This is a genomic window from Alcaligenes sp. SJTW-7, assembly GCF_047716895.1.
Classification (GTDB): Bacteria; Pseudomonadota; Gammaproteobacteria; order Burkholderiales; family Burkholderiaceae_B; genus Alcaligenes; species Alcaligenes ammonioxydans.
This window is the reverse complement of sequence record NZ_CP136682.1, coordinates 3,764,553-3,786,239: the sequence shown is the minus strand read 5'-3', so window position 1 is coordinate 3,786,239 and position 21,687 is coordinate 3,764,553. Positions and strand designations below refer to the sequence as shown.

The 21,687-nt window shown below is 55.7% G+C and carries 20 protein-coding genes; 11 read left to right on the top strand and 9 right to left on the bottom strand.

Features of this window, described 5'->3' with window-relative positions:
• Nucleotides 1-224 precede the first annotated feature (224 nt).
• The 6 genes from rpmH to RSQ48_RS17110 all read left to right on the top strand — a co-directional run bounded on the left by rpmH (nucleotide 225) and on the right by RSQ48_RS17110 (nucleotide 5,095).
• Complete coding sequence (gene rpmH / locus RSQ48_RS17135) at nucleotides 225-359, top strand: 50S ribosomal protein L34 (protein ID WP_003800771.1); 135 nt, start codon at nucleotides 225-227, stop codon at nucleotides 357-359.
• A gap of 66 nt (nucleotides 360-425) precedes the next feature.
• Nucleotides 426-791, top strand: a complete 366-nt coding sequence (gene rnpA / locus RSQ48_RS17130; protein WP_003800772.1) for a ribonuclease P protein component — start codon at nucleotides 426-428, stop codon at nucleotides 789-791.
• Complete coding sequence (yidD, locus tag RSQ48_RS17125) at nucleotides 788-1,030, top strand: membrane protein insertion efficiency factor YidD (protein ID WP_035269485.1); 243 nt, start codon at nucleotides 788-790, stop codon at nucleotides 1,028-1,030. The genes rnpA and yidD overlap by 4 nt, the downstream gene beginning before the upstream one ends.
• Before the next feature lie 107 nt (nucleotides 1,031-1,137).
• Entirely contained in the window at nucleotides 1,138-2,805 is a 1,668-nt protein-coding gene (gene yidC, locus RSQ48_RS17120) for a membrane protein insertase YidC (RefSeq protein WP_415302013.1), read from the top strand.
• Between the two features lie 352 nt (nucleotides 2,806-3,157).
• Nucleotides 3,158-4,600, top strand: a complete 1,443-nt coding sequence (locus RSQ48_RS17115; RefSeq protein WP_219235382.1) for a catalase — start codon at nucleotides 3,158-3,160, stop codon at nucleotides 4,598-4,600.
• A 105-nt stretch (nucleotides 4,601-4,705) separates the two neighbouring features.
• A complete protein-coding gene (locus tag RSQ48_RS17110; protein ID WP_003800776.1) occupies nucleotides 4,706-5,095 on the top strand; it encodes a VOC family protein in 390 nt (129 codons plus the stop codon).
• A gap of 66 nt (nucleotides 5,096-5,161) precedes the next feature.
• On the opposite strand, the gene RSQ48_RS17105 is transcribed toward RSQ48_RS17110, so the two are convergent.
• The 4 genes from RSQ48_RS17105 to argE are packed head-to-tail and all read right to left on the bottom strand — an operon-like array spanning nucleotide 5,162 to nucleotide 9,374.
• Nucleotides 5,162-6,133 (bottom strand): tripartite tricarboxylate transporter substrate-binding protein, encoded by a 972-nt coding sequence (locus RSQ48_RS17105; RefSeq protein WP_415302012.1) that lies wholly within the window; start codon nucleotides 6,131-6,133, stop codon nucleotides 5,162-5,164.
• 30 nt (nucleotides 6,134-6,163) lie between these two features.
• Nucleotides 6,164-7,168, bottom strand: coding sequence for an ornithine cyclodeaminase family protein (locus RSQ48_RS17100; RefSeq protein ID WP_003800779.1), 1,005 nt, complete (start codon nucleotides 7,166-7,168; stop codon nucleotides 6,164-6,166).
• A 2-nt stretch (nucleotides 7,169-7,170) separates the two neighbouring features.
• Nucleotides 7,171-8,145 (bottom strand): threonine/serine dehydratase, encoded by a 975-nt coding sequence (locus RSQ48_RS17095; protein ID WP_003800781.1) that lies wholly within the window; start codon nucleotides 8,143-8,145, stop codon nucleotides 7,171-7,173.
• Between the two features lie 32 nt (nucleotides 8,146-8,177).
• Nucleotides 8,178-9,374 carry an acetylornithine deacetylase gene (argE, locus tag RSQ48_RS17090; RefSeq protein ID WP_003800783.1) on the bottom strand — a complete coding sequence of 399 codons (1,197 nt, stop codon included), beginning with the start codon at nucleotides 9,372-9,374 and terminating at the stop codon, nucleotides 8,178-8,180.
• 108 nt (nucleotides 9,375-9,482) lie between these two features.
• Here argE and RSQ48_RS17085 point away from each other — a divergent pair, with 108 nt between their 5' ends.
• The 3 genes from RSQ48_RS17085 (at nucleotide 9,483) to RSQ48_RS17075 (ending at nucleotide 12,407) form a co-directional block, all read left to right on the top strand.
• Nucleotides 9,483-10,085 carry a helix-turn-helix domain-containing protein gene (locus tag RSQ48_RS17085; RefSeq protein ID WP_230406229.1) on the top strand — a complete coding sequence of 201 codons (603 nt, stop codon included), beginning with the start codon at nucleotides 9,483-9,485 and terminating at the stop codon, nucleotides 10,083-10,085.
• A 290-nt stretch (nucleotides 10,086-10,375) separates the two neighbouring features.
• On the top strand, nucleotides 10,376-11,749 hold the full coding sequence (gene mnmE, locus RSQ48_RS17080; protein WP_003800786.1) for a tRNA uridine-5-carboxymethylaminomethyl(34) synthesis GTPase MnmE: 1,374 nt from the start codon (nucleotides 10,376-10,378) through the stop codon (nucleotides 11,747-11,749).
• A 268-nt stretch (nucleotides 11,750-12,017) separates the two neighbouring features.
• The gene (locus RSQ48_RS17075; protein WP_003800789.1) at nucleotides 12,018-12,407 is read left to right on the top strand and encodes a DUF6180 family protein; all 390 of its coding nucleotides are present in this window, start codon (nucleotides 12,018-12,020) and stop codon (nucleotides 12,405-12,407) included.
• A gap of 123 nt (nucleotides 12,408-12,530) precedes the next feature.
• Here the strand turns inward: RSQ48_RS17075 and RSQ48_RS17070 are convergent, their stop codons facing one another.
• Complete coding sequence (locus RSQ48_RS17070) at nucleotides 12,531-13,031, bottom strand: hypothetical protein (RefSeq protein ID WP_301606231.1); 501 nt, start codon at nucleotides 13,029-13,031, stop codon at nucleotides 12,531-12,533.
• A 200-nt stretch (nucleotides 13,032-13,231) separates the two neighbouring features.
• Here RSQ48_RS17070 and RSQ48_RS17065 point away from each other — a divergent pair, with 200 nt between their 5' ends.
• Entirely contained in the window at nucleotides 13,232-16,534 is a 3,303-nt protein-coding gene (locus RSQ48_RS17065; protein ID WP_415302011.1) for an autotransporter domain-containing protein, read from the top strand.
• A gap of 27 nt (nucleotides 16,535-16,561) precedes the next feature.
• On the opposite strand, the gene RSQ48_RS17060 is transcribed toward RSQ48_RS17065, so the two are convergent.
• The 4 genes from RSQ48_RS17060 to RSQ48_RS17045 all read right to left on the bottom strand — a co-directional run bounded on the left by RSQ48_RS17060 (nucleotide 16,562) and on the right by RSQ48_RS17045 (nucleotide 20,174).
• Nucleotides 16,562-17,311 carry a DUF4880 domain-containing protein gene (locus RSQ48_RS17060; protein ID WP_059318436.1) on the bottom strand — a complete coding sequence of 250 codons (750 nt, stop codon included), beginning with the start codon at nucleotides 17,309-17,311 and terminating at the stop codon, nucleotides 16,562-16,564.
• A gap of 279 nt (nucleotides 17,312-17,590) precedes the next feature.
• Nucleotides 17,591-18,466: a hypothetical protein gene (locus tag RSQ48_RS17055; RefSeq protein ID WP_415302010.1), complete on the bottom strand. Its 876-nt coding sequence runs from the start codon at nucleotides 18,464-18,466 to the stop codon at nucleotides 17,591-17,593.
• Nucleotides 18,467-18,771: 305 nt separating this feature from the next.
• Nucleotides 18,772-19,560: a PhzF family phenazine biosynthesis protein gene (locus tag RSQ48_RS17050; protein WP_131071106.1), complete on the bottom strand. Its 789-nt coding sequence runs from the start codon at nucleotides 19,558-19,560 to the stop codon at nucleotides 18,772-18,774.
• A gap of 260 nt (nucleotides 19,561-19,820) precedes the next feature.
• Nucleotides 19,821-20,174, bottom strand: a complete 354-nt coding sequence (locus RSQ48_RS17045) for a hypothetical protein (protein WP_003800802.1) — start codon at nucleotides 20,172-20,174, stop codon at nucleotides 19,821-19,823.
• A 561-nt stretch (nucleotides 20,175-20,735) separates the two neighbouring features.
• On the opposite strand from RSQ48_RS17045, the gene RSQ48_RS17040 reads away from it, so the two are divergent.
• Nucleotides 20,736-21,653 carry a pyridoxal-phosphate dependent enzyme gene (locus RSQ48_RS17040; RefSeq protein ID WP_059318439.1) on the top strand — a complete coding sequence of 306 codons (918 nt, stop codon included), beginning with the start codon at nucleotides 20,736-20,738 and terminating at the stop codon, nucleotides 21,651-21,653.
• Nucleotides 21,654-21,687: the final 34 nt, after the last annotated feature.

Here is a 21,687-nt window from a genome sequence, read left to right as displayed (position 1 = left end):
CGGTCATCACTTCTGTAAACCTCGATTCTACCCTGAGCTGTGCCAAGTTATCCACAGGCTAACAAATTTAGTTGCGTAATATCGGGCTAAATAATTGACACAACAGAAAGAATTTGCTGAAATGACGGGCTTAACACGATTTTCTGTTGCCAGATCCCAAGCCTTTGTGCTGTCGGGGTGGAGATTTTCTGCGATTTCTGGCGGCTCATTTTTTTGGATACACCATGAAACGCACCTACCAACCCTCTGTTACCCGTCGCAAGCGTACCCACGGTTTTCGCGTTCGCATGAAAACTCGCGGTGGTCGCGCTGTTTTGAACGCACGTCGCGCCAAAGGTCGCAAACGTCTGGCTGTATAAGCCATGTCGGGATGCGTGGCCCAGGGCAATAGATCTTTCTAAAGCCCGGCTCCCACGTTACGCATCATGCGTGCCTCCTTTCCAGCTACGGCTCGCTTACATAGCCCCACCGAATACGCGCTGTCACTTAAGGGACAACGCGTAGGTCGCGGGGCTTTGTTCGTGGTCACTCGCTCTCGTGGCGAAGATCCACAGCAAACCGAAGGCGCCCGTTTGGGACTGATCGTCCCCAAGCGCTTTGCCAATCGCGCCGTCACCCGCAATACCATCAAACGTATCTTGCGTGAAACCTTCCGCCACAAACGCGCAGGTTTGCCTAATGCCGCCTATGTCTTTCGGCTGCACAGCAAGGTACCCCAGGTGTCGCTGACCGCCTTAAAGCAACTGGTTCGCACCGAAGCCGACACCTTGTTTGCCAAGGTACGGCCATGATGCGCAAGTTGGCGTCAGCGCCGATCCGCTTTTACCAGTTTTTCCTGAGCCCCTGGATCGGACGAAACTGCCGCTTTACTCCCAGCTGCTCGAACTACGCCTTACAGGCCATTGACATTCATGGCCCGCTCAAAGGGCTCTGGCTCGGTGGTGTGCGTATCTGCCGCTGTAATCCCTGGTGCAAGGGAGGGCATGATCCCGTGCCCGCTCGCACGCCCGAAGACCGCAACACTTTCTAGAATCGTCCTGGTCTGCGCCTTGTTTTTCAAGGCAACCCCCTGTTTGCAGACCAGCTACGTTAAACTGCTAAGCTTTTGCTCAGCTTTATAAATGTGATACAGGCGCTATGGATATCCGACGCACCATCCTTTGGATGATCTTCTCCTTTGCACTGCTGCTGCTGTGGAACAACTGGCAGGAATATAACGGCAAGCCATCGCTGTTTGCCTCTACCCCGGCCACCACACAAGCGCCAGCAGCTTCCGACGAACCTGCCCAAAATGGGGGTGTTCCCGCTGCTCAAGAGCCCACTGCGTCTGCTGCCTTGCCATCGAGCAACAGCGCGGTGTCCGCGAAAGCGCAAACCATCGACATTACAACGGACGTCTACAAGCTTGGCTTTAGCACCGAAGGTGCCCAGCTGGTCAAAGCGGAACTGTTGAAATATGGCTCGCCCGAGAATCCTGAACAACCCATGGTGTTGCTGGACAACTCGCCGGCCTCCATCTACCTGGCCCAATCCGGTATTGTGGGCGCCGCCGGGCAGACCCTGCCCAATCACCTGACCCCGTTCACCTTGGTCTCGACCCAGCACAACATGACCGGCGACACGCTGGATGTAGTGTTCGAAGCCACCTCGGACGATGTGAAGGTCACCAAAACCTACACCCTGCACAAGGGTCGCTACGACATTCAGGTTCGTCACGACATCCAGAACAATAGCGGCGCTGCCATTGACCCGCGCCTGTATCTGCAGTTGACCCGCGACGGCAATAACCCACCTGATTCGTCCCGCCTGTACAGCACCTTCACCGGTCCTGTGGTCTATTCCAGCGGCGACAAGTTTCAGAAAATCACCTTCTCGGACATCGACAAGAACAAGGCCAGCTACGCGCGCAACGTCGATAACGGCTGGATCGGGATGGTGCAGCATTACTTTGCAACCGCCTGGGTTCCGGTCCAGGACGTGCAGCGCACCAACGAGATCCTGAAGCTGGGCAACAACCTGTACGCCGTGCGCACGCTGGAATCGGTCGGTTCGATTGATGCCGGCCAAAGCAAGGCTGTGGACGCCTCCCTGTGGGTCGGCCCACAAGACCAGAAAGCCATGTCGCAACTGGCAACCGGCCTGGATCTGGTCGTCGACTACGGCTGGCTGACCATCATCTCCAAGCCTTTGTTCAAACTGCTGACCTGGCTGCACTCCTTGCTGGGTAACTGGGGCTGGGCCATTGTGGCGCTGACCGTGCTGATCAAGCTGGTTTTCTTCCCGCTGTCGGCCGCCAGCTACCGCTCCATGGCCAAGATGAAGCAATTTGCTCCTCGCATGCAAGCGCTGCGCGAGAAGTATGGCGACGACAAGGCCAAGCTGAATGCCGCCATGATGGAGATGTACCGCACCGAGAAGATCAACCCGCTGGGCGGCTGTTTGCCCATGCTGGTTCAGATCCCTGTGTTCATTGCGCTGTACTGGGTGCTGCTGGGCAGCGTCGAGATGCGCGGTGCGCCGTGGATTCTGTGGATTCACGACTTGGCCGCGCGCGACCCCTGGATGATTCTGCCCGCCATCATGATGGGTACCATGTTCTTGCAGATCAAGCTGAATCCAACACCGCCTGATCCAATGCAAGCCAAGGTCATGATGCTGATGCCTCTGGTCTTTGGTGGCATGATGTTCTTCTTCCCCGCCGGTCTGGTTCTGTACTGGTGCGTGAACAACATCTTGTCCATCGCCCAGCAGCGCTACATCATGGTGCAGATCGAAAAGAACAGCGCGAAAGCCGCCAATAGCTAATTCGTTCTGGCCCAGAAAACCCCGCTACCCTTAGCGGGGTTTTTTTTCGCCTGTTGCTTATACCTGATTGCACTAAACGCGACGGCCTGCCAATAATGCTTTGTCACACCGCACTAAAAACCCGTCTTTGGTCATTTATTAACGTTCCTTGTCTGGCCCGTTCGTAGAAATGTCATTTTCTGTGTTTCTACTTACCGCTATGATCGGGAGGAAAGCCCGTCAATATAGCGAAAAACTATGCGTTCACTAAAATCATTTGATTTAACTATTTCGACCAAGGCCAGTAGACTGATCTCAACTTCTTAAAACGACCCGCCCCCTCAGGTCGGGTCAGCTTCAACGGAGAATCACAATGAGTAAGAAAACCCTGACGACCGCCGCCGGCCGTCCTGTTGAGGAGAACCAGAACTCCATGACGGCAGGCCCCCGTGGTCCCGTCCTGATGCAGGATTATTGGCTGTTGGAGAAGCTGGCTCACTTTGACCGTGAACGCATCCCGGAACGCGTGGTGCACGCCAAAGGCTCGGGCGCGTTCGGCACCTTTACCGTGACGCACGACATCACTCAGTACAGCATGGCCAAGGTTTTCAAGCCAGGCAGCAGCACCCCCGTTTTCTTACGTTTTTCCACCGTAGCTGGTGAAGCAGGAGCCGCCGATGCAGAACGCGACGTTCGAGGATTTGCCATCAAGTTCTATACGGAAGACGGAAACTGGGACCTCGTGGGCAATAACACTCCTGTCTTCTTTATACGGGATCCATTGAAATTCCCTGACTTCATCCATACACAGAAACGCGACCCGCGCAGCCACCTGCGCAATATGAGCGCTGCCTGGGATTTCTGGTCCTTGTCGCCTGAATCCTTGCATCAGGTCACTATTTTGATGAGCGATCGGGGCCTGCCCTGTAACCTTCGCCAACAACACGGTTTTGGTTCCCACACCTACAGCCTGATCAATGACAAGGGTGTGCGCCACTGGGTGAAGTTCCACTTCAAATCCCAGCAAGGCATTGCCAACTACACCAATGAAGAAGCGGCCAAGGTAGTGGGCCAGGATCGTGAAAGCTCGCAACGCGATCTGTACGAGAACATCGAAAAGGGCAACTTCCCACGCTGGGCGCTGCGTATTCAGGTCATGACCGAAGAGCAGGCGCGCAACTACCACATCAACCCTTTTGACGTGACCAAGGTCTGGCCACATGGCGACTTCCCGCTCATCGATGTGGGCATGCTGGAACTGAACGAGAACCCCACCAACTACTTCGCCCAGGTTGAACAAGCCGCCTTTACGCCGGCCAATCTGGTCCCCGGCATTGGGCACTCGCCTGACCGCATGCTGCAAGGCCGTATCTTTTCCTACGGCGACACCCAGCGCTACCGCTTGGGCGTAAACCACGGCCTGCTGCCGGTGAACGCCCCCCGTTGCCCGTTTCACAGCTACCACCGCGATGGCGCCATGCGTACTGGCGACAATAACGGCGGCACGATCAACTACGAGCCCAACAGCCAAGGTGAATGGCAACAGGCTCCCCGCAGCGAACCGCCCCTGGCGCTGGACGGCCAGCCTGCAGACCACTGGGATCACCGGGTAGACGACGATTACTACTCGCAGCCTGGCAATCTGTTTCGCCTGTTCAACGACGAGGAAAAGCAACGTCTGTTCAGCAATATTGCCGATGCCATGGCAGGCGTGCCGACAGAAATCATCGAGCGTCAGCTGGGCCACTTCACCAAGGCAGACCCCGCCTATGGCGCAGGTGTGCGAGCGGAACTGAGCAGACGCGGACAGCTTTAAACCCTGGCCGGGTCTGTAAAGCCCTAAAAAGATTGGCCCCCCGCTCTACAATCGGGGGGCCGATCTTATTTGCACTGGCCCTGCGTTTTCCTACCGAGTCCCACCATGAAATTTGGCTACACCATCATCTATGTTCCTGACGTCGGCCAGGCACTGGACTACTTTAATCGCGCCTTTGGCCTGTCCACCAAAATGTTGCATGAGACCGGGCTGTACGGCGAGCTGGAAACCGGCCAAACGACCTTGTCCTTTGCGGCGGAAATGCTGGCGTACATGAATTATCCAAAGGGTCATTTATCACCGCACGCGTCAGAAGTACCGCTGGGTATCGAAATCGCCCTGGTGTGTGACGACGTACCTGCCGCTCATGCCAAAGCGCTGGCAGAAGGGGGCACAGAACTGGCGCCACCACAGGAAAAGCCTTGGGGGCAGATGGTGTCTTACGTACAGACGCCCGAGCGCATCGTGGTGGAGTTGTGTACGCCGGTGAAATAAACCCGTTGCACGCAAAAACGCCCTACACAAAGGCAGGGCGTTTTTTGTTGTGCCTGGTCTGGCACCTTACTGCTGCAAATACCCCGACTCCTTGATGATCGGTCCCCAGGTATCCAGATCCGCCTGAACCGTACGGGCCAGTTCCTGCGCATCGCCCGACTCGGGTCGAAAGCCGATCGGCACAATCGCGCTTTCAATTTTAGGCAGCTTGGCCACTTCATTGAACGCATCCTGGAACTGCTTGACCATTTCCGGCTCCATACCCAGGGGCGCAAAGATTCCCATCCAGCCCGAAGCCTTCAGGTCTCCGTAGCCCATTTCTGCAAAGGTAGGCACATCCTTGAGAATAGGCAGACGTTGCTCGCCTGTAATTCCCAACACGCGAACTGAACCGGCGGCAACATGTTCAGTAATCATGCCCACGGCATCCACCCCAGCAGGGATATGATCGCCCAGCAGGTCATTAATCAAAGGGGCGCCGCCTTTATAAGGCACAGGAGACATCTGGATATCATTCTTTTTGGCGATGCTGTAACCCATGAACTGGGGGGCACTGCCAGGGGCGGGAATACCGTAGTGGCCGTATTTTTCCGGCTCCTTGCGCACCAGCTCTACATACTCTGCCAAGGTATTGGCGGGCGTGGTTTTGCCCACCACAAAGATATGCTCGAATTTGGCGATCACGGCTACCGGCACAAAATCCTTCATGGGATCGTAGCTGACTGTTTTCACGGTCAGGGGCAGGGTGGTCATCATGTGATTGTTCGCCACCAAAAGCACCGAACCATCCGTGGGCGAGCGCAAGAAGCCTTGAGCCGCAACCTGCCCACCCGCGCCTGCGCGGTTGTCCACCACCACATTGACACCCAGTTTTTCACGCAGTTGTTCGGCATATACACGAGCCACGGCATCTGCCGTTCCTCCGGCCGGGTAACCCACGACCAAACGTATGGTGTCGGGCAACTTGCTGGCCACCGACAGGCCTGACGCCAATGCCAACGCTGTTCCCAGCAAAACCTGCGCCCATTGCTTTTTCATCACTTGTCTCCCTACCTCTAGTTGACGCTATTAAAGTGCTACTACTCGTCCCTTGCCCTGGGCGGCATGGCGGCTTAGCAAAGCAGCTGCCGTCAGCACATCCTCAAATGCCAGTCCCAAAGACTTGAAAATCGTGATCTCTTCATCGTTCATGCGCCCGGCGGCTTCTCCCTGCAAGACAGCACCCAGCTCGTTCAACTCTGTATCCGCGGACAGATAACCCTGCTTGCAGGCATTCAAAAATTCACCCGATTCATTACGGGTCGATTGGGCGCGGTCCACAAACAAGCGTCCTGCCGTCATGGTGGGGCCATCCAGCTCACTGCTGGCCGGCGTACTGGAGCCCATGGCGGTGACATGAGTGCCGGGGCGCAGCCATTCACGCTGCAAAACAGGTGTGGCCGAACTGGTGGCCGTCAGCACCAGATCAGACTGGGAGACGGCTTGCGCGGCCGACACCTCAGCAATCAAGGGACAGTCCAGATAAGCCTGGGCCTCTTCAATAAAATGCTGGGCCGACTGGGGCGAACGCGTAATCACAAAGACCTTGCTCAGACGGCGCACCTGCGCGACGGCTCGCAACTGCCATAAAGCCTGATGGCCGCCGCCAAACAAAGTCAGCACGCTGGCATCGGGGCGCGCCAGCAAATCGGTTGCCAGGCCGCTGACCGCTGCAGTCCGTAACGCCGTTACGCTGCTGGCATCGACAATGGCACGCGTCTCGCCGGTCAAACCGCTCATCAAAAGTACACAGCCTTGATGAGGGTCTTTGCCCAGGCGAACATTGTCAGGAAACAGCGTACCCATCTTGGCGCCGTACAAGGGCTCGGGATAGATCTCGGGCATATTGATGCAGGCGGGCATCATGCCCAGAAACCCACAGGACAAATCGCTGCGCACAATGGTGCGTAAAGGCTGATCAATACGCCCTTGCTGCAGGGCAATAAAGCCTTGGCGCATCAGGTCAATGGCAGCGCCCATCTCCAGCCCCTCATACACTTCCTGAGCTTTTGCGACATACACATTCAGCGTCATGATTAACCTTGAGCCACAGGCGTAGTGATGTGGCGGACAAAGGTGTCGGTATCCGTATTGGAGCCGCAAAACAGCACGCCCACCCGTTGCCCGGCCAGATGTTTGCGCAAGGGAAACATCAAGGCGGCGGTTGCCACGGCACAGGCCGGCTCGGTGGCCATTTTGAACTCATTGAACAGAAAGTGCATTCCAGCGCGGATCTGGTCGTCGTTGACGGTGACCAGCGTATCGATATTGTCCTGACACACGCGGAAGCTGAATTCGTCAGTATGCGGAGCCATCAGACTATCTGCGATGGAGTGCATCGCGCCAATTTTTTGCGGCTCGCCCGCCTGGCGACTAAGTGCCATAACGTTCGCACCCACAGGTTCAATGCCATAAACCACACAATCAGGCTGCCATAGCTTGACGGCGGCCGAGACACCCGCGGCCAACCCACCACCACCAATCGGCACCAGGACCGCATCCAGCTTGCCCGCTTGCTGCAACCACTCATAGCCCAGCGTCGCAGTTCCCAGTACCGTCGGGTAGGTGCTGAAGGGATGAATGAAGGTCTTTTGTTCGTCCCTTTCAATCTGGCGCACCAGCTCGAACGCCTGCTCGCCGTTATCGGCAAAGACAATCTCGGCCCCATATTCGCGGCACAGGGCTACGCGCGCCGGGCTGGCTGTCTTGATCATGACGGTCTTAGCTTTCACACCCATTTGATGGGCCGCATAGGCCACCGCCACCGCATGGTTGCCGGCCGACACGCAGGTCACTCCTTGCTGGCGTGCGTCTTCGGACAGGCTCAGCAAATTGTTGAACGCCCCCCGTGCTTTGAACGTGCCCGAGGCCTGCAAATGCTCAAATTTGAAATTAACGCCGCTCTCCAGACGCCCGGTCTGATAATCGAACACGGGCGTCTGGCGCACATAGGGGCGCAGACGCTCATGCGCCTGCACCACGTTTTCCTGGGTAACTTTGTCTGTTGTCATGGATTGTCGTTGAAACCGGTTTGTCTGTTTTTTTAAGAAGCGACGGCCTGGCTGCGGATCAAGGCGCGCAAAAACTGCTCGCACTGCTCCACTTGAGCCAGTTCCACGTACTCATCCGGGCGGTGAGCCTGCTCAATATTGCCGGGCCCACAAATAATCGAAGGAATACCGGCCTGTTGAAACAGGCCTGCCTCGGTGCCATAGGCTACTTTGCGCACGGTGTCATCACGTGTCAGTTCCCGTACCAGCTTGGTAATGGCCGCTTGCTCCTCGGGATTCAGCCCGGGGGCGCTGGCCAGCTTTTCCAGCTCTACCAAGGCATCCGGATGCTCGCGGCGCATGGCAGGCAAAACCTTCAGATCGATAAACTCACGGATTTCCTGCAGGATCGGCTCGGGGTCTACGCCAGGCAGGTTGCGATATTCAAATTCAAACTCACACAAATCGGGCACGGTGTTCAATGCAATACCGCCGCGAATCATGCTGGTTTGCAAGGTCGTGAAAGGCACATCGAAATCATGATCGTACGGACCCATACTTTTGTAATCATCGGCCAGATCGCGGATAGCGGTAATGATGCGCGCCGCATGCTCAATCGCGTTCACGCCCTTGGGAGTGAGCGAAGAATGCGCGGCGCGACCATGCACACGGCAACGATAGGCATTAATGCCTTTATGCGCAACGATGGTACGCATGCTGGTTGGCTCCCCCACCACGCAACCTTCGGGATTGACTCCACGACGCACCAGATCGTCAATCATCACCGGGGCGCCTACGCAACCCACCTCCTCATCATAGGAGTACGCAAGGTGAATCGGCTTGGACAGCCTGGTCGCCAGCATCTCGGGAACCAGTTGCAGGGTGACGCCGACAAAACCCTTCATGTCGCAGGTGCCACGACCATACAGCCGCCCATCACGCACTTCGGCCTTGAAAGGATCGCTGCTCCAGTTCTGCCCATCTACCGGCACCACATCCGTATGGCCGGACAAAACAATGCCGCCGGTGCGGGTGCCATCGGCGGCGGCAATGGTGGCAAACAGATTGGCCTTGCGACCACTGGCGTCATGCGTCAGCACCGTTTCCAAGCCTTGCTGCTGCAAATAAGCTTGCACGTCGTGAATCAGTTCCAGGTTAGATTCCCGGCTTGTCGTATCATAAGCAATCAGTTTTTTTATCCATTCCACCGAGGTAGAGGGATAAGCAGTAGGATCAAACATCGCAGTCATGCCTTCTTTCTCCAGCGTAAAGCGTGTAGTTCTATACAATAGGACAGAGTTTTCTTATAAGAAAATTAATAATATCTATAAGAAAACCGTTTATTACTTCTTTAGGTTATGACAAAAGACTTAGCCAACCCCGCTCCCAATTTATTAAGCAAAACCGCCATGGGGGCTCGCATACGCGATGAACGCAAACGACAGGGTTTGACCCTGCTTATGTTGGCACGATTGTCCAATGTATCCCTATCCACCCTATCCAAGGCAGAACGTGGCCTGATTGGTCTGAGCTACGAGAAGTTTCTGGCCGTCAGCCGGGCCTTGAAAATGGATCTGTCGGATTTGTTCAAAACGCCGCGCGACCAGAACGAATCGGGGATGGATATTTTGGTAGGACGGGCTTCGCGCACGGTCACCTACCATGCACACCGCTATGAATACGGCATGCTGGCCTCAGAATGGATCAACAAGAAAATGACACCCATGCATGGGCGCGTGCTCGCCGGCAAACCTCGTGATGCCAGTGACTTCAGTCAGCACGAAGGCGAAGAGTTTATTTTTGTCATTGAAGGGCAGTTGACCATGCAGTTTCAGGACGGTCGCCGTCATGTACTGCAAGCGCGCGACAGTATCTACTTCAAGAGCAACCTGGGACACCTGTACTTGTGTGAACACGGAGAAAGCGTGGAAATTCTGGTGGTGTGTGTCAACAACCATTAAGGACCCAGGCGCAGACGACAGGCCACAGCCGCGGTGATGACACTGCCCATCGCTTTTTCAATGGCCTTGAGCTCTGCCAAGTGATCCCAATAGTGGCCTGATTGCCTGATTGCCTGATTGCCTGATTGCCTGATTGCCTGATTGCCTGATTGCCTGATTCTCAAGAGCCTAGGCCACTCCCCCTAAACGCACGTATTTCAACCACCTGCACAGGCCTTAGCTCCAAGCCCGAACCGTCCGTCGCCTCCATTACAATACGGTTCTGTTCCGCCTCTTTGATCGATCTGACCATGTCCAGCTCTTCCCCTATTGTGGCTATTGCCACCGCCCCCGGCCGGGGTGGTATTGGTGTTATCCGTGTATCCGGCAAGGAGCTTGATACGCTGATTCAAACCTTGTTTGGTCGTACGCTGCAAGCGCGTCATGCGCACTTTTTGCCCTTCAAGGATGCACAAGGCCAGGCCATCGACGAGGGCATCGCGCTTTTTTTCAAAGGCCCGCACTCCTACACCGGTGAAGACGTCTTGGAACTGCAAGGACATGGCGGACCCGCTGTACTGCGCCGCTTGCTGGATCGCTGCCTGGAAGCCGGCAAGGAGATGGGCCTGCGACTGGCCGAACCCGGCGAGTTTACCCAGCGCGCTTTCCTGAACGACAGACTGGATCTGGCCCAGGCTGAAGCCGTGGCAGACCTGATTGACGCCTCTTCGGAAGCCGCTGCCCGCAGTGCGGTGGCCTCACTGTCCGGCGTGTTCTCCAACAAGGTCAACGCCCTGGCCGACCGGATTATCCATCTTCGCATGCTGGTGGAAGCCACCCTGGATTTTCCCGAGGAAGAAATCGACTTTCTGGAAAAATACCAGGCCGCCGCCACGCTGCAAGGCATTCAGGACGAGCTGGAAAGCATCCTGCAGCATTCGCGCCAGGGGGCGATTCTGCGCGAGGGCCTGCACGTCGTACTGGCAGGCCAGCCCAATGTGGGCAAATCCAGCCTGCTCAATGCGCTGGCAGGCGAAGACGTGGCCATCGTGACCGATATTGCGGGCACCACCCGCGACCGCGTCATGCAGTTGATCCACATTGATGGCATTCCCCTGCATATCGTGGATACCGCCGGTCTGCGTGAAACCGAGGATACGGTCGAGCGCATCGGCATTGCCCGAACCTGGGATGAAATCGCCAAGGCCAACGTGATCGTGCATCTGCTCGATGCACGCAACCCACAAGACGAACTGGATAGTGCCATTACCACTCGTCTGCCATCGCACGTACCCGTGCTGCGCGTCTATAACAAGATAGACCTGCTGAGCGCCGAGCAACAGGCTGCCTTGCCTGCCCAGGAAAGCGGCGCCACCGTGCTGCCCATTTCTGCCCGTAAAGATGTCGGTCTGGACACACTGCGCCGCACCTTGCTGGATATCGCAGGCTGGAACCCCGGCAGTGAATCCCCCTGGCTGGCACGTGAACGACATCTGCGGGCCCTGGAACGGGCGGAGTACCACCTGAGCCTGGCCGCAGAACATGCCACCCACAGCGATCAGGTGCTGGATCTGTTTGCAGAGGAACTGCGTCTGGCCCACCTGGACCTGTGCTCGATTACCGGCGAGTTCAGCAGCGACGATTTGCTAGGGGAGATTTTTTCCAGTTTCTGCATCGGGAAGTAATACTGGACCTGCCCCCGGTCGCTCCTGTCCCTATCTGGCATCAGCCTGCGAACTCAGCGCTGTACGAAGCATCTTGGTCCGCTTGAGCCACCCCAGCAGGGCACAGGGGCGAAACACCTGCAACGGTCTTGTTCCATCCCTGTCACTGAACGTCCCGTTTTTGCCTCAGTAAAAACCCGACTTTCCCGCTGAATTACACGCTGTCAAAGCCTGTCCTTATCAATCAGGTCTATGCTGAACGTTCCATCGTCTCCTGCGGGAGGACATCATGTGCACAGTCAGCAAATGGGTTTTGATGGCCGCATTACTGCAGGGCGCCTGGACGGCACACGCCCAGCACCTGCACCCTCTGGAGCTGGAGGCCGAGCAGCGCTCCATCTCCCGCCTAAGCGTAGCCCAGTGTGTGGATACCGTCAGACAGACGGCTGCAGGGGAGGGGTACCATCAGCGCACTGATCCGAGCATCAGCGACGAATTGGGCGTGTATATTGGCGCTGCCCCTTTAGGAGGCGGCTCGCTGGTCGTGTATTGCATTGACCTGAAACCGTCGACCGCCTACATCATTCATACCCGGGCTCAGGTCAGCGCCGAACTCATGTCGCCTCACCAGCTCAATCACAAGATCGCACAGGCATTGACGGTAGCGGCCCAGCCCTGAACACGTGCTGGGCCGGGTCACCGATGCTCGGAACCCGTGAAGAATGCAGCAACGGGATCATGCTGTTCCACTGGCACTGCGGGTGGCGCTTCAAGCCGCCCCCCAGAGCCAGTGGATTGACCTTTATTTCATCAATAAATCCCCGACCTCCATACGAGCTTCGCCACCTAGCTCAATGTCGTCCATGACCTTGTTCAACATGGCATGCGCACTGGACAAGGCACCGTTCAGGCTGGTCAGCTCCGCTTGCACACGTTCCAATTCCTGTTTTTTCTGCGCTTCGCTCAATTTGTCATTGGCCTGAATTCGCTGCAGCTCCATCAATTTTTGTTGAATCTGCTCTTTCAAATCACGAATTCGTTTAAGAATCTCTTTAATGCCATCGGGCAGGGAGCTGTCATCAATATCTTTGTCGCGCTCTATCTTGCTGGCCTGCTGACTCGTCAGGGACAGCTCTTTTCCCAAAGGTGACAAGCTCACAGTAATACGCACCGATGAGTCTACAGCTGCATTTTCATTCTGCCCGGATACTGCCGGGGGCGTCATGGCGGTCGCGTGCAAAGGCTCGGTCACAGGCATAGTTTGTTGATGTATCAACCCCTGCCCACTGATTTCTATCGACATAGTTTCCTCTCTTTAACACTTTATCCCTTAGAGGTTACGGCTGACCGAGCGTAAATCTTTACCGTCAGGGTCCAATCAGATGTTGCGCCATTTACTCAATCGCCTCCGTCGTCAGCGAAATAAGTAGCAAAACAAGACACTTTTATTTACTTTTATACGGAAAGTGCCTTCTACCTTTCGTCCCCCTTTCCTTGGATCCAATGAACTTCAAAATCAAAGCACTACTGGGCCACACCCTGTTGGCCTTGAGCTGGGCCAGCAGCACGCATGCCTACGAAACAGAATTCATTTTGAACAAGCAAGGCCAGCAGGCCTTTGAGTTACGAATCTACGGGCCTGATGATGGGGGCTACGATACGACTGAACAAACAGACCCCCGTGTTTCCCCCCGCGATATTGACGAGAATGGCAGACTGAAAATCCGGGCTGCGCTGGAACGCTGGGCTGAGATCATCGATCTGCCGGCCAACTACACGCCAGCAGTCATCAATCTTGGCACCATGAACGGCAAGAACGCCAACGCATATGGCGCATCTCTGACCAGCCCCTCCAACCCTCATTTCACCTTATCGGCCTTGCAGGCACGCTTACAAGGCATCTTCCCGGGCTCTCCCGACAACCCCGACGCTGTTATCGGTGTTGGAGAACTGGATCTGGATACCGCCCCCGTCACCCCCAGCCAATTGCCCATCACGGGCAAAGTGGACTACAACGCCGTGATTTTCCACGAGTTGGCCCACGCTTTAGGGATCAGCAACACGGTGGCGGACAACTTGGCTGAAAACAGCAACGACCCGCCCGACCCCTATTTTCTGAACGATCTGAGCCCATGGGCCTTGGGTTTGCGCGACGATCAGGGCCGCGCACCCACCCCAGGGCAAAAAATCCTGTGCTCCGTGTGCAGCAATCCTTACGAGCCCGATGCCTTTGATCTGCGCCAGGACAACGGGTATTTCACCGGCAGCCATGTGCAAGAGGTGCTCAACGGCGCTATGCCGGGCATCCCCGTCAGCATCCTGAACTACCATGACAAACCGCAGTACGGGGTAGACCGCAACTACATGAGCCACACGGAGCTGCGCAACAGCCTGATGAGCCACCAGACTTATCGCAACTACGTGAATCTGATGGAAGCCGAAATCGCTGCCTTGCAGGATATTGGTTTGAATATTGATCGCCGCAATTTCTTTGGTTATTCGGTCTACGGCAACGACATCACCCTGACCAACACGCAGGGCTACTTTGCACGTAACCAAGCAGGCACTGCCTACCTGCCTGGCCAATACAACAGGGCCACGCAGGGTCTGGGCCTGCATATTTATGGCGAACGCAACACCATCACCCAGGCAGCGGACCTGCTCAGTGCGGGACCCGGGGGCGTAGGTGTACGTGTCGATGGCAGCGAAAACACCCTTATCATCCCGGACGCTACCCGAATTCATGCGCTGGGAGCGTATGGGCGTGGCCTGCAATTTAGCTATGGACGTCATCACCATATTGTCCAGAAAGGCGAAGTCCGGGCAGACGGTCAGGATGGCATCGGGACCTTGTTTGATTTTGGCCAGAATGCCATGGGAAGCGACGATGAGTATCACGGCTCCTGGCTCGTCGAGTCGGAAGGGCAAGGTCTTGCTGTACCAACGATTTTGCAAGGCGCGTTGATTAAGCGGTATGACCTGTCGGGCACCTTGTCGGGCCGGAAGGCGGCCATCCATATCGCGGACAATGCCTGGGTGCAAAACATCCATGTTCTGCAGGGCGCAACCATTACAGGCGACATTACTTCTGATTACAATCGCCGTGACGCCAATGGGGACCTGTTGCTGACCCGTATCAGCTTTGGACAGAAGGCCGATGAGAACGGCCGCGCTACCGCCAATGCCGACCCCGATTTCCAGATGCGCTATGACGGCAATATCAAAGGCCTGAACAATCTGGCGGTCGTCATCGCCGGGGGCGCCACATCCTTGAATGGAGAACATGAGCTGTATGGCCTGCGTGTCGATCAAGGTGCGACCTTGTACGGCCATAGCCAATTTATCCTCAATCCCGAATACAACTTCACGAATAACGGCACGCTCAGTCCAGGTAACTCTTACGGGACCATGACGATCAAGGGCAATTTTGTCCAAGGTGCCCAGGGCCGGATTCTGGCGGAAGCATCCACCACCCAGAACGACCGTATTAACGTACAGGGTGTGGCTCAGCTCGATGGTGAACTGCAGGTGGACTTGCAACCGGACTGGTATCAGAACGGCTGGACGCTGGATCAGAACAAGGTGTTCACCGCCAGTCAGACGCAAGGGCAGTTTGCCGTGTACAGCGCAACCCTGGCCTCTCCCTCCTTGCAGGTACAAAGCACCGACACGGGCTGGACCGTCAGCCGTCATCAAGATGCCTATTCGCAATATGCAGCCTCGCCCAATGCTGCCGCAGTGGGCCTCAGCCTGGCACAGGCCTCCTCAGACACGCAAGCTCTAGCAGCCGTGTATCAGGCCATGGACTTCTCGCGTGCAGATGGCAGCGATATTGGACTGGCATTGGATCAGTTAAGCGCAGGTGCCTACGCCGCTCAAACCGCTGCCTCCTTGCGCCGTGAACAGCTGGTGTCCGAACAACTGCGTCAAACCAGGGGCAACACCCACAGTGGCTGGCAAAGCTTCATCCACACGTACGGCGGTCGCTATCACTGGCAATTAGGCAGCAACGATGTGGACCACCGCAGCGAAACCTATGGCGTCATGCTGGGGGCTGAACATCGTGCTGAAGGCAGTGACTGGAGCCTGGGCATACACGGCAATGCCAACGAGCAACACGTGAATATCGACGCCCCCTTCCAAGCCAAGAGCAAGTTGACCGGCCTGGGTCTGGGCATCCATGCCCGCTACCGTGACGATACTCAGCCAGGCTGGAACGGCCTGGCTAACGTACGAGTGGGCATGGAGCAGGGCAAGATGAACCGCACTATCAGCGTTGCGGGCTATCAAGCGCGCCCCGCGGCGGATTGGACCGGTCATGCCCTCTCGGCAGGCATACAGACCGGATACAACTGGGCTCTGGGCGAGAGCGGCAGCATCGGCCCCGTTCTGGCCCTGGATTACATCCATTACCGTCGTCCCGGTCTGGAAGAAGAGGGGGATGCCGCCAGCCGTCTACGTCTGGATTCCAGCCGTCAGCAAGCCTTGCAGGCCTCAATCGGGCTGACCTTGCGTCAAAACTGGGACCTCAGACAGGATCGCCAACTGCACACGTCCGTCTCGCTGGCCTGGGAACAGGCCTTGCTGCACCGCCATCAAACCCAGCAGGCCGCTTTTGCCAGTGCTCCGGCCGTCGACTTTGAGGGTCGCTATGCACGGGTGGATCGCCATGCCTTGTCACTGGGAGCCAGCGTCAGCCTGCAGCAAACCGAACGCTTGCGTGTAGGACTGTCGGCCCAGACCCGTTTATGGGGTGACAGCCGTGCCGATATAAACGGCAAACTGTTCCTGAACTGGATGTTCTAGGCTCGCCAAAATGTAAGAGGCCGACTATTAGTCGGCCTTATTCAACGCTATGGGAGCGGGTTGAACCCGTTTCATCCCAGACCATCGATCCACAAAGACATGTTGACCGGGAATCAGCACCCGCGTCTGGCGACGCCACCAGGTCCCGCTGGACACCTCGATCGATCCAGCCATGACCGTAAACTTCATCTGATTATTATCCAGCCAGGCAGAAAACTGCGCCTGATTACTACGTGCCTGCGCAAAACTGGTAAATACCGTTACACTTTTCTGGGCTTGATCCGCCAATTGCAAGGTGAGCTGACCACGCAGCAACTGCACATTCAAGCGGTCCTCATACTCTCGCAGCTCAAGTGCGGAGTCGGGCCCCAATAACAGCACCAGTCCATCCGCACGCTGCTCCAGCGCTTGCTCGCCCGACACCAGATGCGCTTGTCGCAGCACCCGCTCGGGCCAGGAAAAAAAGACCGTCAACACCAGCGCCAACAATAGCAAAGCGCTCAGTAAGACCCGGTGATAGGGCTTGAGTACGATGACCTTATCCGCCGAGCTTGCCAATAAACGACGGATTTCATGCTCAGGGGCATCCAGACTGGCGTCACAAAAGTAACAAATATAGCGATAAGAACGTTCGTTTTCTGGATTGTCACGGCGCCAATCCTCAAACTCACGTAATTCGGCCGCCGTCGCTTCACCCGAGTTCAAGCGAGTAAACCAGTAAGCAGCTTGGGCGTGAGCCTGCGTATGCTCCAGCAGATCTCCCTGATATGTCGTCATAGCGGCATCTAACCTTGTCCAGTTAAGCCAGCAATAGGGTGGGCCGGGGTCGGCAGATTCGCTCCTGCTCAAAACACCACGACCGCCAAAGCGAAACAATCGTCACCACCTCTGTGACTGTTCATTTTGAAAACGATACGTTTTTATTTTATACAAACGCTTCAAAAGCTTACAGTAACTCAAATTTGAGGCAGGCAAAACGAATTCGCCTTATTTAATTGCACTGACAGCCGAAAAAATGACACTTAAAGCTAAAAAAAATCGAACTGCTGCCGTTACTTAATGAAATTCGTCCAAAATTTCTCCACCCGGCAACGCATGAATGCGCTCCTGTGTCGGGACTGAATCCCCTTGGGCGGGCACTACCGCCTTCAATAAAAGCGGCCATTGCGGAAAAAGCCGATAGTTGGGGCTGGAAAACTGCGTTCCCACCGGATAGGTGAAACCACCCCATTGTGTTTCCTGTGCCAATTGGGCATGCGACAAATAAAGCAGTTTTTGATGTTCATCGACTGCCAAGTAGGCACGCTCCAGGGGCAGACTCCAGGCGCTGAGCTGCAACCCTTCCGCCTCCACACGAAGCAACCAGCGATCCTGATCTCGCTCTCCATTGGTATACCGTGTCCCTTCAGGTCTGGCTTGCACCCGAGTCCCCTTGGGCAAAGCCAGAACCAAATCCGGCGCTGAACTCAGATTGGACGCGGCGGCGTAGGGACTCCAGGCAGTAATCCGGTTACCTTCGGCCAAGGCACAACTAGCAAGTCGAAACCCATCCTCAGCCAGTGGATCTTGTTGCATTTCAACGACTTGGCTACTGTCACAAAGCCACCCCTCCAACTCCACGTCCCGCGCCAGCTGCATATGCCAATGGGAATCAGCCAGATCCGGTCGGGGGCGCTCAAAAGACAGGACGGGAGCCTTGGCCACCCCCACCGCCTCCGGGAAACGGGCCCAGGCCACGCTATCCGGGTCTCCCCATACCGCCAGCTCCAACTGGGTACCAGCAGGCATCAGAAGACCAGCAAAGCGACCGGTCTCTTTTAAAACATGTTGACGGCTGGCCAGCTCACGTTCCTGCTCTTTTTTGTATTGATACACCGTCCATTGGAAAAAACCGTAGTAAGCGGCCAAGGCTATCAGGGCGATCCAGCACAAAAGGCGCGGCCAGGGATTACTTTTGAAATTAACCCGACGCCGGGGCTGGACTACGAGCAAAACACCCCAAACCAGTACGATCCCCCACGCAAGCGGCCCGAGCGTAATAATCACCAAAAGAAATAGAGAAATTGGTGCAACAGGAATCATAAGAGCTCAGAAATATAAAAGCCGCCCCTCAAGGCGGTCTACGAAATAGGGGACCTTATGCTGATAAGCACAATACCAGCTCAACAGACATTCGACCGGCGCTCCAACAGGCCGGTCGAATAAGCTCATGCCACGAGACGGCCACTTACTTTCCTTCAGGCCACATTAATATGCCCTTCCAGATACATAACGGCCTGACCTTTCAAAAACACACGATCTCCATTCAAGGAGCAATCGAGTACCCCACCGCGTGCAGAAGCCTGGTAAGCCATCAACTGCGTTTTACCCAGGATAGGCGCCCAATAGGGCAACAGGGCGCAGTGAGCCGAACCCGTCACCGGGTCCTCATCAATGCCATGACCTGGGGCGAAAAAGCGGCTGACAATATCAAATCGCCCCGACCCTTTTGCGGTCACAATACAGCCGTCCAATCCGCAAGCGAGCAGAGCACCAGCATCCACCTGCAATTGGCGAACCTGCTCCTCGGACTCAAGAACAGCCAAATGGGTAAAGTCATTGCGCCATAACTCGATAACCCTGGCTCCCAATGCCCGCTCCAAATCAGGGCTATCTGGCACACGGGTGACCGGGCGTGCTGGCAAATCCATCACATAGCTGGACGCATCACGACGCACGGTCAACGCACCACTTTGAGTATGAAACACGACCTGGCTGTCATTTGGACGCAGACTGCGCAGCACAACCGCCGCACTGGCCAAAGTGGCGTGCCCACATAAAGGCACCTCTACCGTAGGAGTAAACCAGCGCAAACGGAAATCCTCGCCTTGTGGCGCCAAAAAAGCGGTTTCAGCCAGATTGTTTTCCTGCGCAATCGACTGCAGCAGGGCGTCGTCGGGAAACTCAGAGAGCAACACCACGGCAGCGGGGTTACCCGCAAACAATGTGTCGGTAAAAGCATCAAGCTGATATATGGGTAAGCGCATCCCGCCTCCAGTCATGGAATCGACAATGAGCTTACTGTATAGAAAAAAGGGCTTCTTGGAAGCTGGGCAGGACAAGCAATAGGGATATTGTTTTTAAACCGTCTATTTCTCTTATTGATGTACTGACCCTGAGACCTGCAGCTGTTTGGGTTCCATAAGCGGAACACACTAGCCAAAAAACTTAGCGGTTCGCTATTGCCAGCCTATTTTTTGTTATCGAGCTGTATCGCGCAGACTGCGACACAACCTCACCTGATCCCTTAAACATTTGCCGCTTCCAGCAGGCAGGCGGAAAGGCGATCAAAGTGCAATAAAGCAGCCTGGCTCAAATCCACTTGCTTGCGACGCGTATCCTCGGTGTCACTCAGGACGATCCAGCCCTTCTCGCGCATGGACTTAAGGCGTGTGTGAATGGTCGCGGGCGAACCCAGCCTTTCTACGGCCATGACATCGCGCACCGACAAGCGCAAAGAGTCTTTGGATGCCTTGGCAACCAGCACCAGAATACGCTCTTCGAGCGGGTCCAGGCAGGGCAGGCAGGGCAAGGTATGCAGCGAATCGGCGAGCTGCAAAAAACGCATATAAATATCAGCAGGTCTGGTGGCAGTTTTCATAACAAAATCGTTATTCCTTTAAGAGCCGCTACCACAGCGTCTTTTCTAGAAATAAGTTCTGGTTATTATTGTTTTTATTCCGATCAGGCAAAGCAAAAAACAAGCCTGCTTTATGGCCCGAATGATTGGAATGAGTTTCCGTGCTTATCACGCACATAAAATTAAACGCTTAAGACCGAACCGGAGCTTCAGCCGGAAAAAGGTCTTGAGTCGGGCGATTTAACAGGAATTTTATCAGATCAGCCTTTGATTTAGCCTGAACGAGCAAGGACGGAGCACACGAAATTGTAAGAAGGTGCAGTCGAGTATGAACTTCGTAAGCCGCCTCACATTAAACGGCATTAAGAGACTTAACTTCACAGATAAAGATAGTTACAAAATACAGAGCTGGCGATATAAACCTCGATTTCAAACCTACTTCTCCTCCCGTGAGTGGACCGCCCACAGACAGTAGCCAAGATCTTTGGCCACAAAACTTTCAGACCGATAAAATGGGACGAGCAGGCTGCTGAGCGCCTCCCGTGCCCCCTCAGATCACTATAAAATCTGGAACGATAAGAAATGATTCTTCACCTTGAGACGCCCCTTATTTATTCACACGCCTTAAGCGATCAGCTCGGCAAGCAGATCTGGTTAAAAATGGACGCCTTGCAGCCGAGTGGATCTTTCAAGATTCGGGGTATCGGTCATTTATGCCAGCACCACGCCCAACAAGGCAAACAACGCTTCGTCATTGCCTCTGGTGGCAATGCGGGCATTGCGGTAGCTTATGCCGGGCGTAGGCTGACCATCCCCACGCTGGTCATCGTCCCAGAAAGCACCAGTGAACACGCCAGACGGTTGATTCAACGGGAAAAAGCCGAGCTGCATGTCGTGGGCAAGAACTGGCAGGAAGCTCATGACTACGCCTTGACCCTGGCTCAAGAAGGCGACGCATTTATACATCCCTTCGACGATCCTTTACTGTGGCAGGGACACGCCAGCATGATCGCAGAGGTGGCGCAGATGGGTATACAGCCCGATGCCGTGTTGCTGGCCGTAGGCGGCGGTGGCCTGCTAAGCGGGGTTGCTCAGGGCCTGCAGGAACAAGGCTGGGACAAGACCACGATCATTGCAGTCGAAACTCAGGGCACAGCAAGCCTAGGAGAGTCCGTGCGACAACGTCAACACATCACCCTAAATGAAGTAAGTGGTGTAGCGACCTCGCTAGCCGCCCCCAGGGTCTGCGATCAGGCCTATGCCGTCAGCCAATCCCATCCCACCACCTGCGTCCAGGTCAGTGACGCACAGGCTGTCAGCGCGTGCCTGCGCTTTCTGACTGACCATCGGGTCCTGGTGGAACCAGCATGTGGCGCGGCCCTGTCCACGCTGTATCTGGACCACGAAGCACTGGCTCCTTACAACAACATTCTGGTGGTGGTATGCGGCGGGAACACCATGACGCTGGAGCAACTGGTGCAATGGCGAGCAACCCCCTGAGCCGGCACCAAGCACCCTCAAAAAAGTATTAGAA

Excerpts from the sequence above, each read along its gene's own strand:
- rpmH (WP_003800771.1), top strand. The coding sequence starts at position 225 with ATGAAACGCACCTACCAACCCTCTGTTACCCGTCGCAAGCGTACCCAC.
- rnpA (WP_003800772.1), top strand. The coding sequence starts at position 426 with ATGCGTGCCTCCTTTCCAGCTACGGCTCGCTTACATAGCCCCACCGAA.
- yidD (WP_035269485.1), top strand. The coding sequence starts at position 788 with ATGATGCGCAAGTTGGCGTCAGCGCCGATCCGCTTTTACCAGTTTTTC.
- yidC (WP_415302013.1), top strand. The coding sequence starts at position 1,138 with ATGGATATCCGACGCACCATCCTTTGGATGATCTTCTCCTTTGCACTG.
- RSQ48_RS17115 (WP_219235382.1), top strand. The coding sequence starts at position 3,158 with ATGAGTAAGAAAACCCTGACGACCGCCGCCGGCCGTCCTGTTGAGGAG.
- RSQ48_RS17110 (WP_003800776.1), top strand. The coding sequence starts at position 4,706 with ATGAAATTTGGCTACACCATCATCTATGTTCCTGACGTCGGCCAGGCA.
- RSQ48_RS17105 (WP_415302012.1), bottom strand. The coding sequence starts at position 6,133 with ATGAAAAAGCAATGGGCGCAGGTTTTGCTGGGAACAGCGTTGGCATTG.
- RSQ48_RS17100 (WP_003800779.1), bottom strand. The coding sequence starts at position 7,168 with ATGACGCTGAATGTGTATGTCGCAAAAGCTCAGGAAGTGTATGAGGGG.
- RSQ48_RS17095 (WP_003800781.1), bottom strand. The coding sequence starts at position 8,145 with ATGACAACAGACAAAGTTACCCAGGAAAACGTGGTGCAGGCGCATGAG.
- argE (WP_003800783.1), bottom strand. The coding sequence starts at position 9,374 with ATGACTGCGATGTTTGATCCTACTGCTTATCCCTCTACCTCGGTGGAA.
- RSQ48_RS17085 (WP_230406229.1), top strand. The coding sequence starts at position 9,483 with ATGACAAAAGACTTAGCCAACCCCGCTCCCAATTTATTAAGCAAAACC.
- mnmE (WP_003800786.1), top strand. The coding sequence starts at position 10,376 with ATGTCCAGCTCTTCCCCTATTGTGGCTATTGCCACCGCCCCCGGCCGG.
- RSQ48_RS17075 (WP_003800789.1), top strand. The coding sequence starts at position 12,018 with ATGTGCACAGTCAGCAAATGGGTTTTGATGGCCGCATTACTGCAGGGC.
- RSQ48_RS17070 (WP_301606231.1), bottom strand. The coding sequence starts at position 13,031 with ATGTCGATAGAAATCAGTGGGCAGGGGTTGATACATCAACAAACTATG.
- RSQ48_RS17065 (WP_415302011.1), top strand. The coding sequence starts at position 13,232 with ATGAACTTCAAAATCAAAGCACTACTGGGCCACACCCTGTTGGCCTTG.
- RSQ48_RS17060 (WP_059318436.1), bottom strand. The coding sequence starts at position 17,311 with ATGACGACATATCAGGGAGATCTGCTGGAGCATACGCAGGCTCACGCC.
- RSQ48_RS17050 (WP_131071106.1), bottom strand. The coding sequence starts at position 19,560 with ATGCGCTTACCCATATATCAGCTTGATGCTTTTACCGACACATTGTTT.
- RSQ48_RS17045 (WP_003800802.1), bottom strand. The coding sequence starts at position 20,174 with ATGAAAACTGCCACCAGACCTGCTGATATTTATATGCGTTTTTTGCAG.
- RSQ48_RS17040 (WP_059318439.1), top strand. The coding sequence starts at position 20,736 with ATGATTCTTCACCTTGAGACGCCCCTTATTTATTCACACGCCTTAAGC.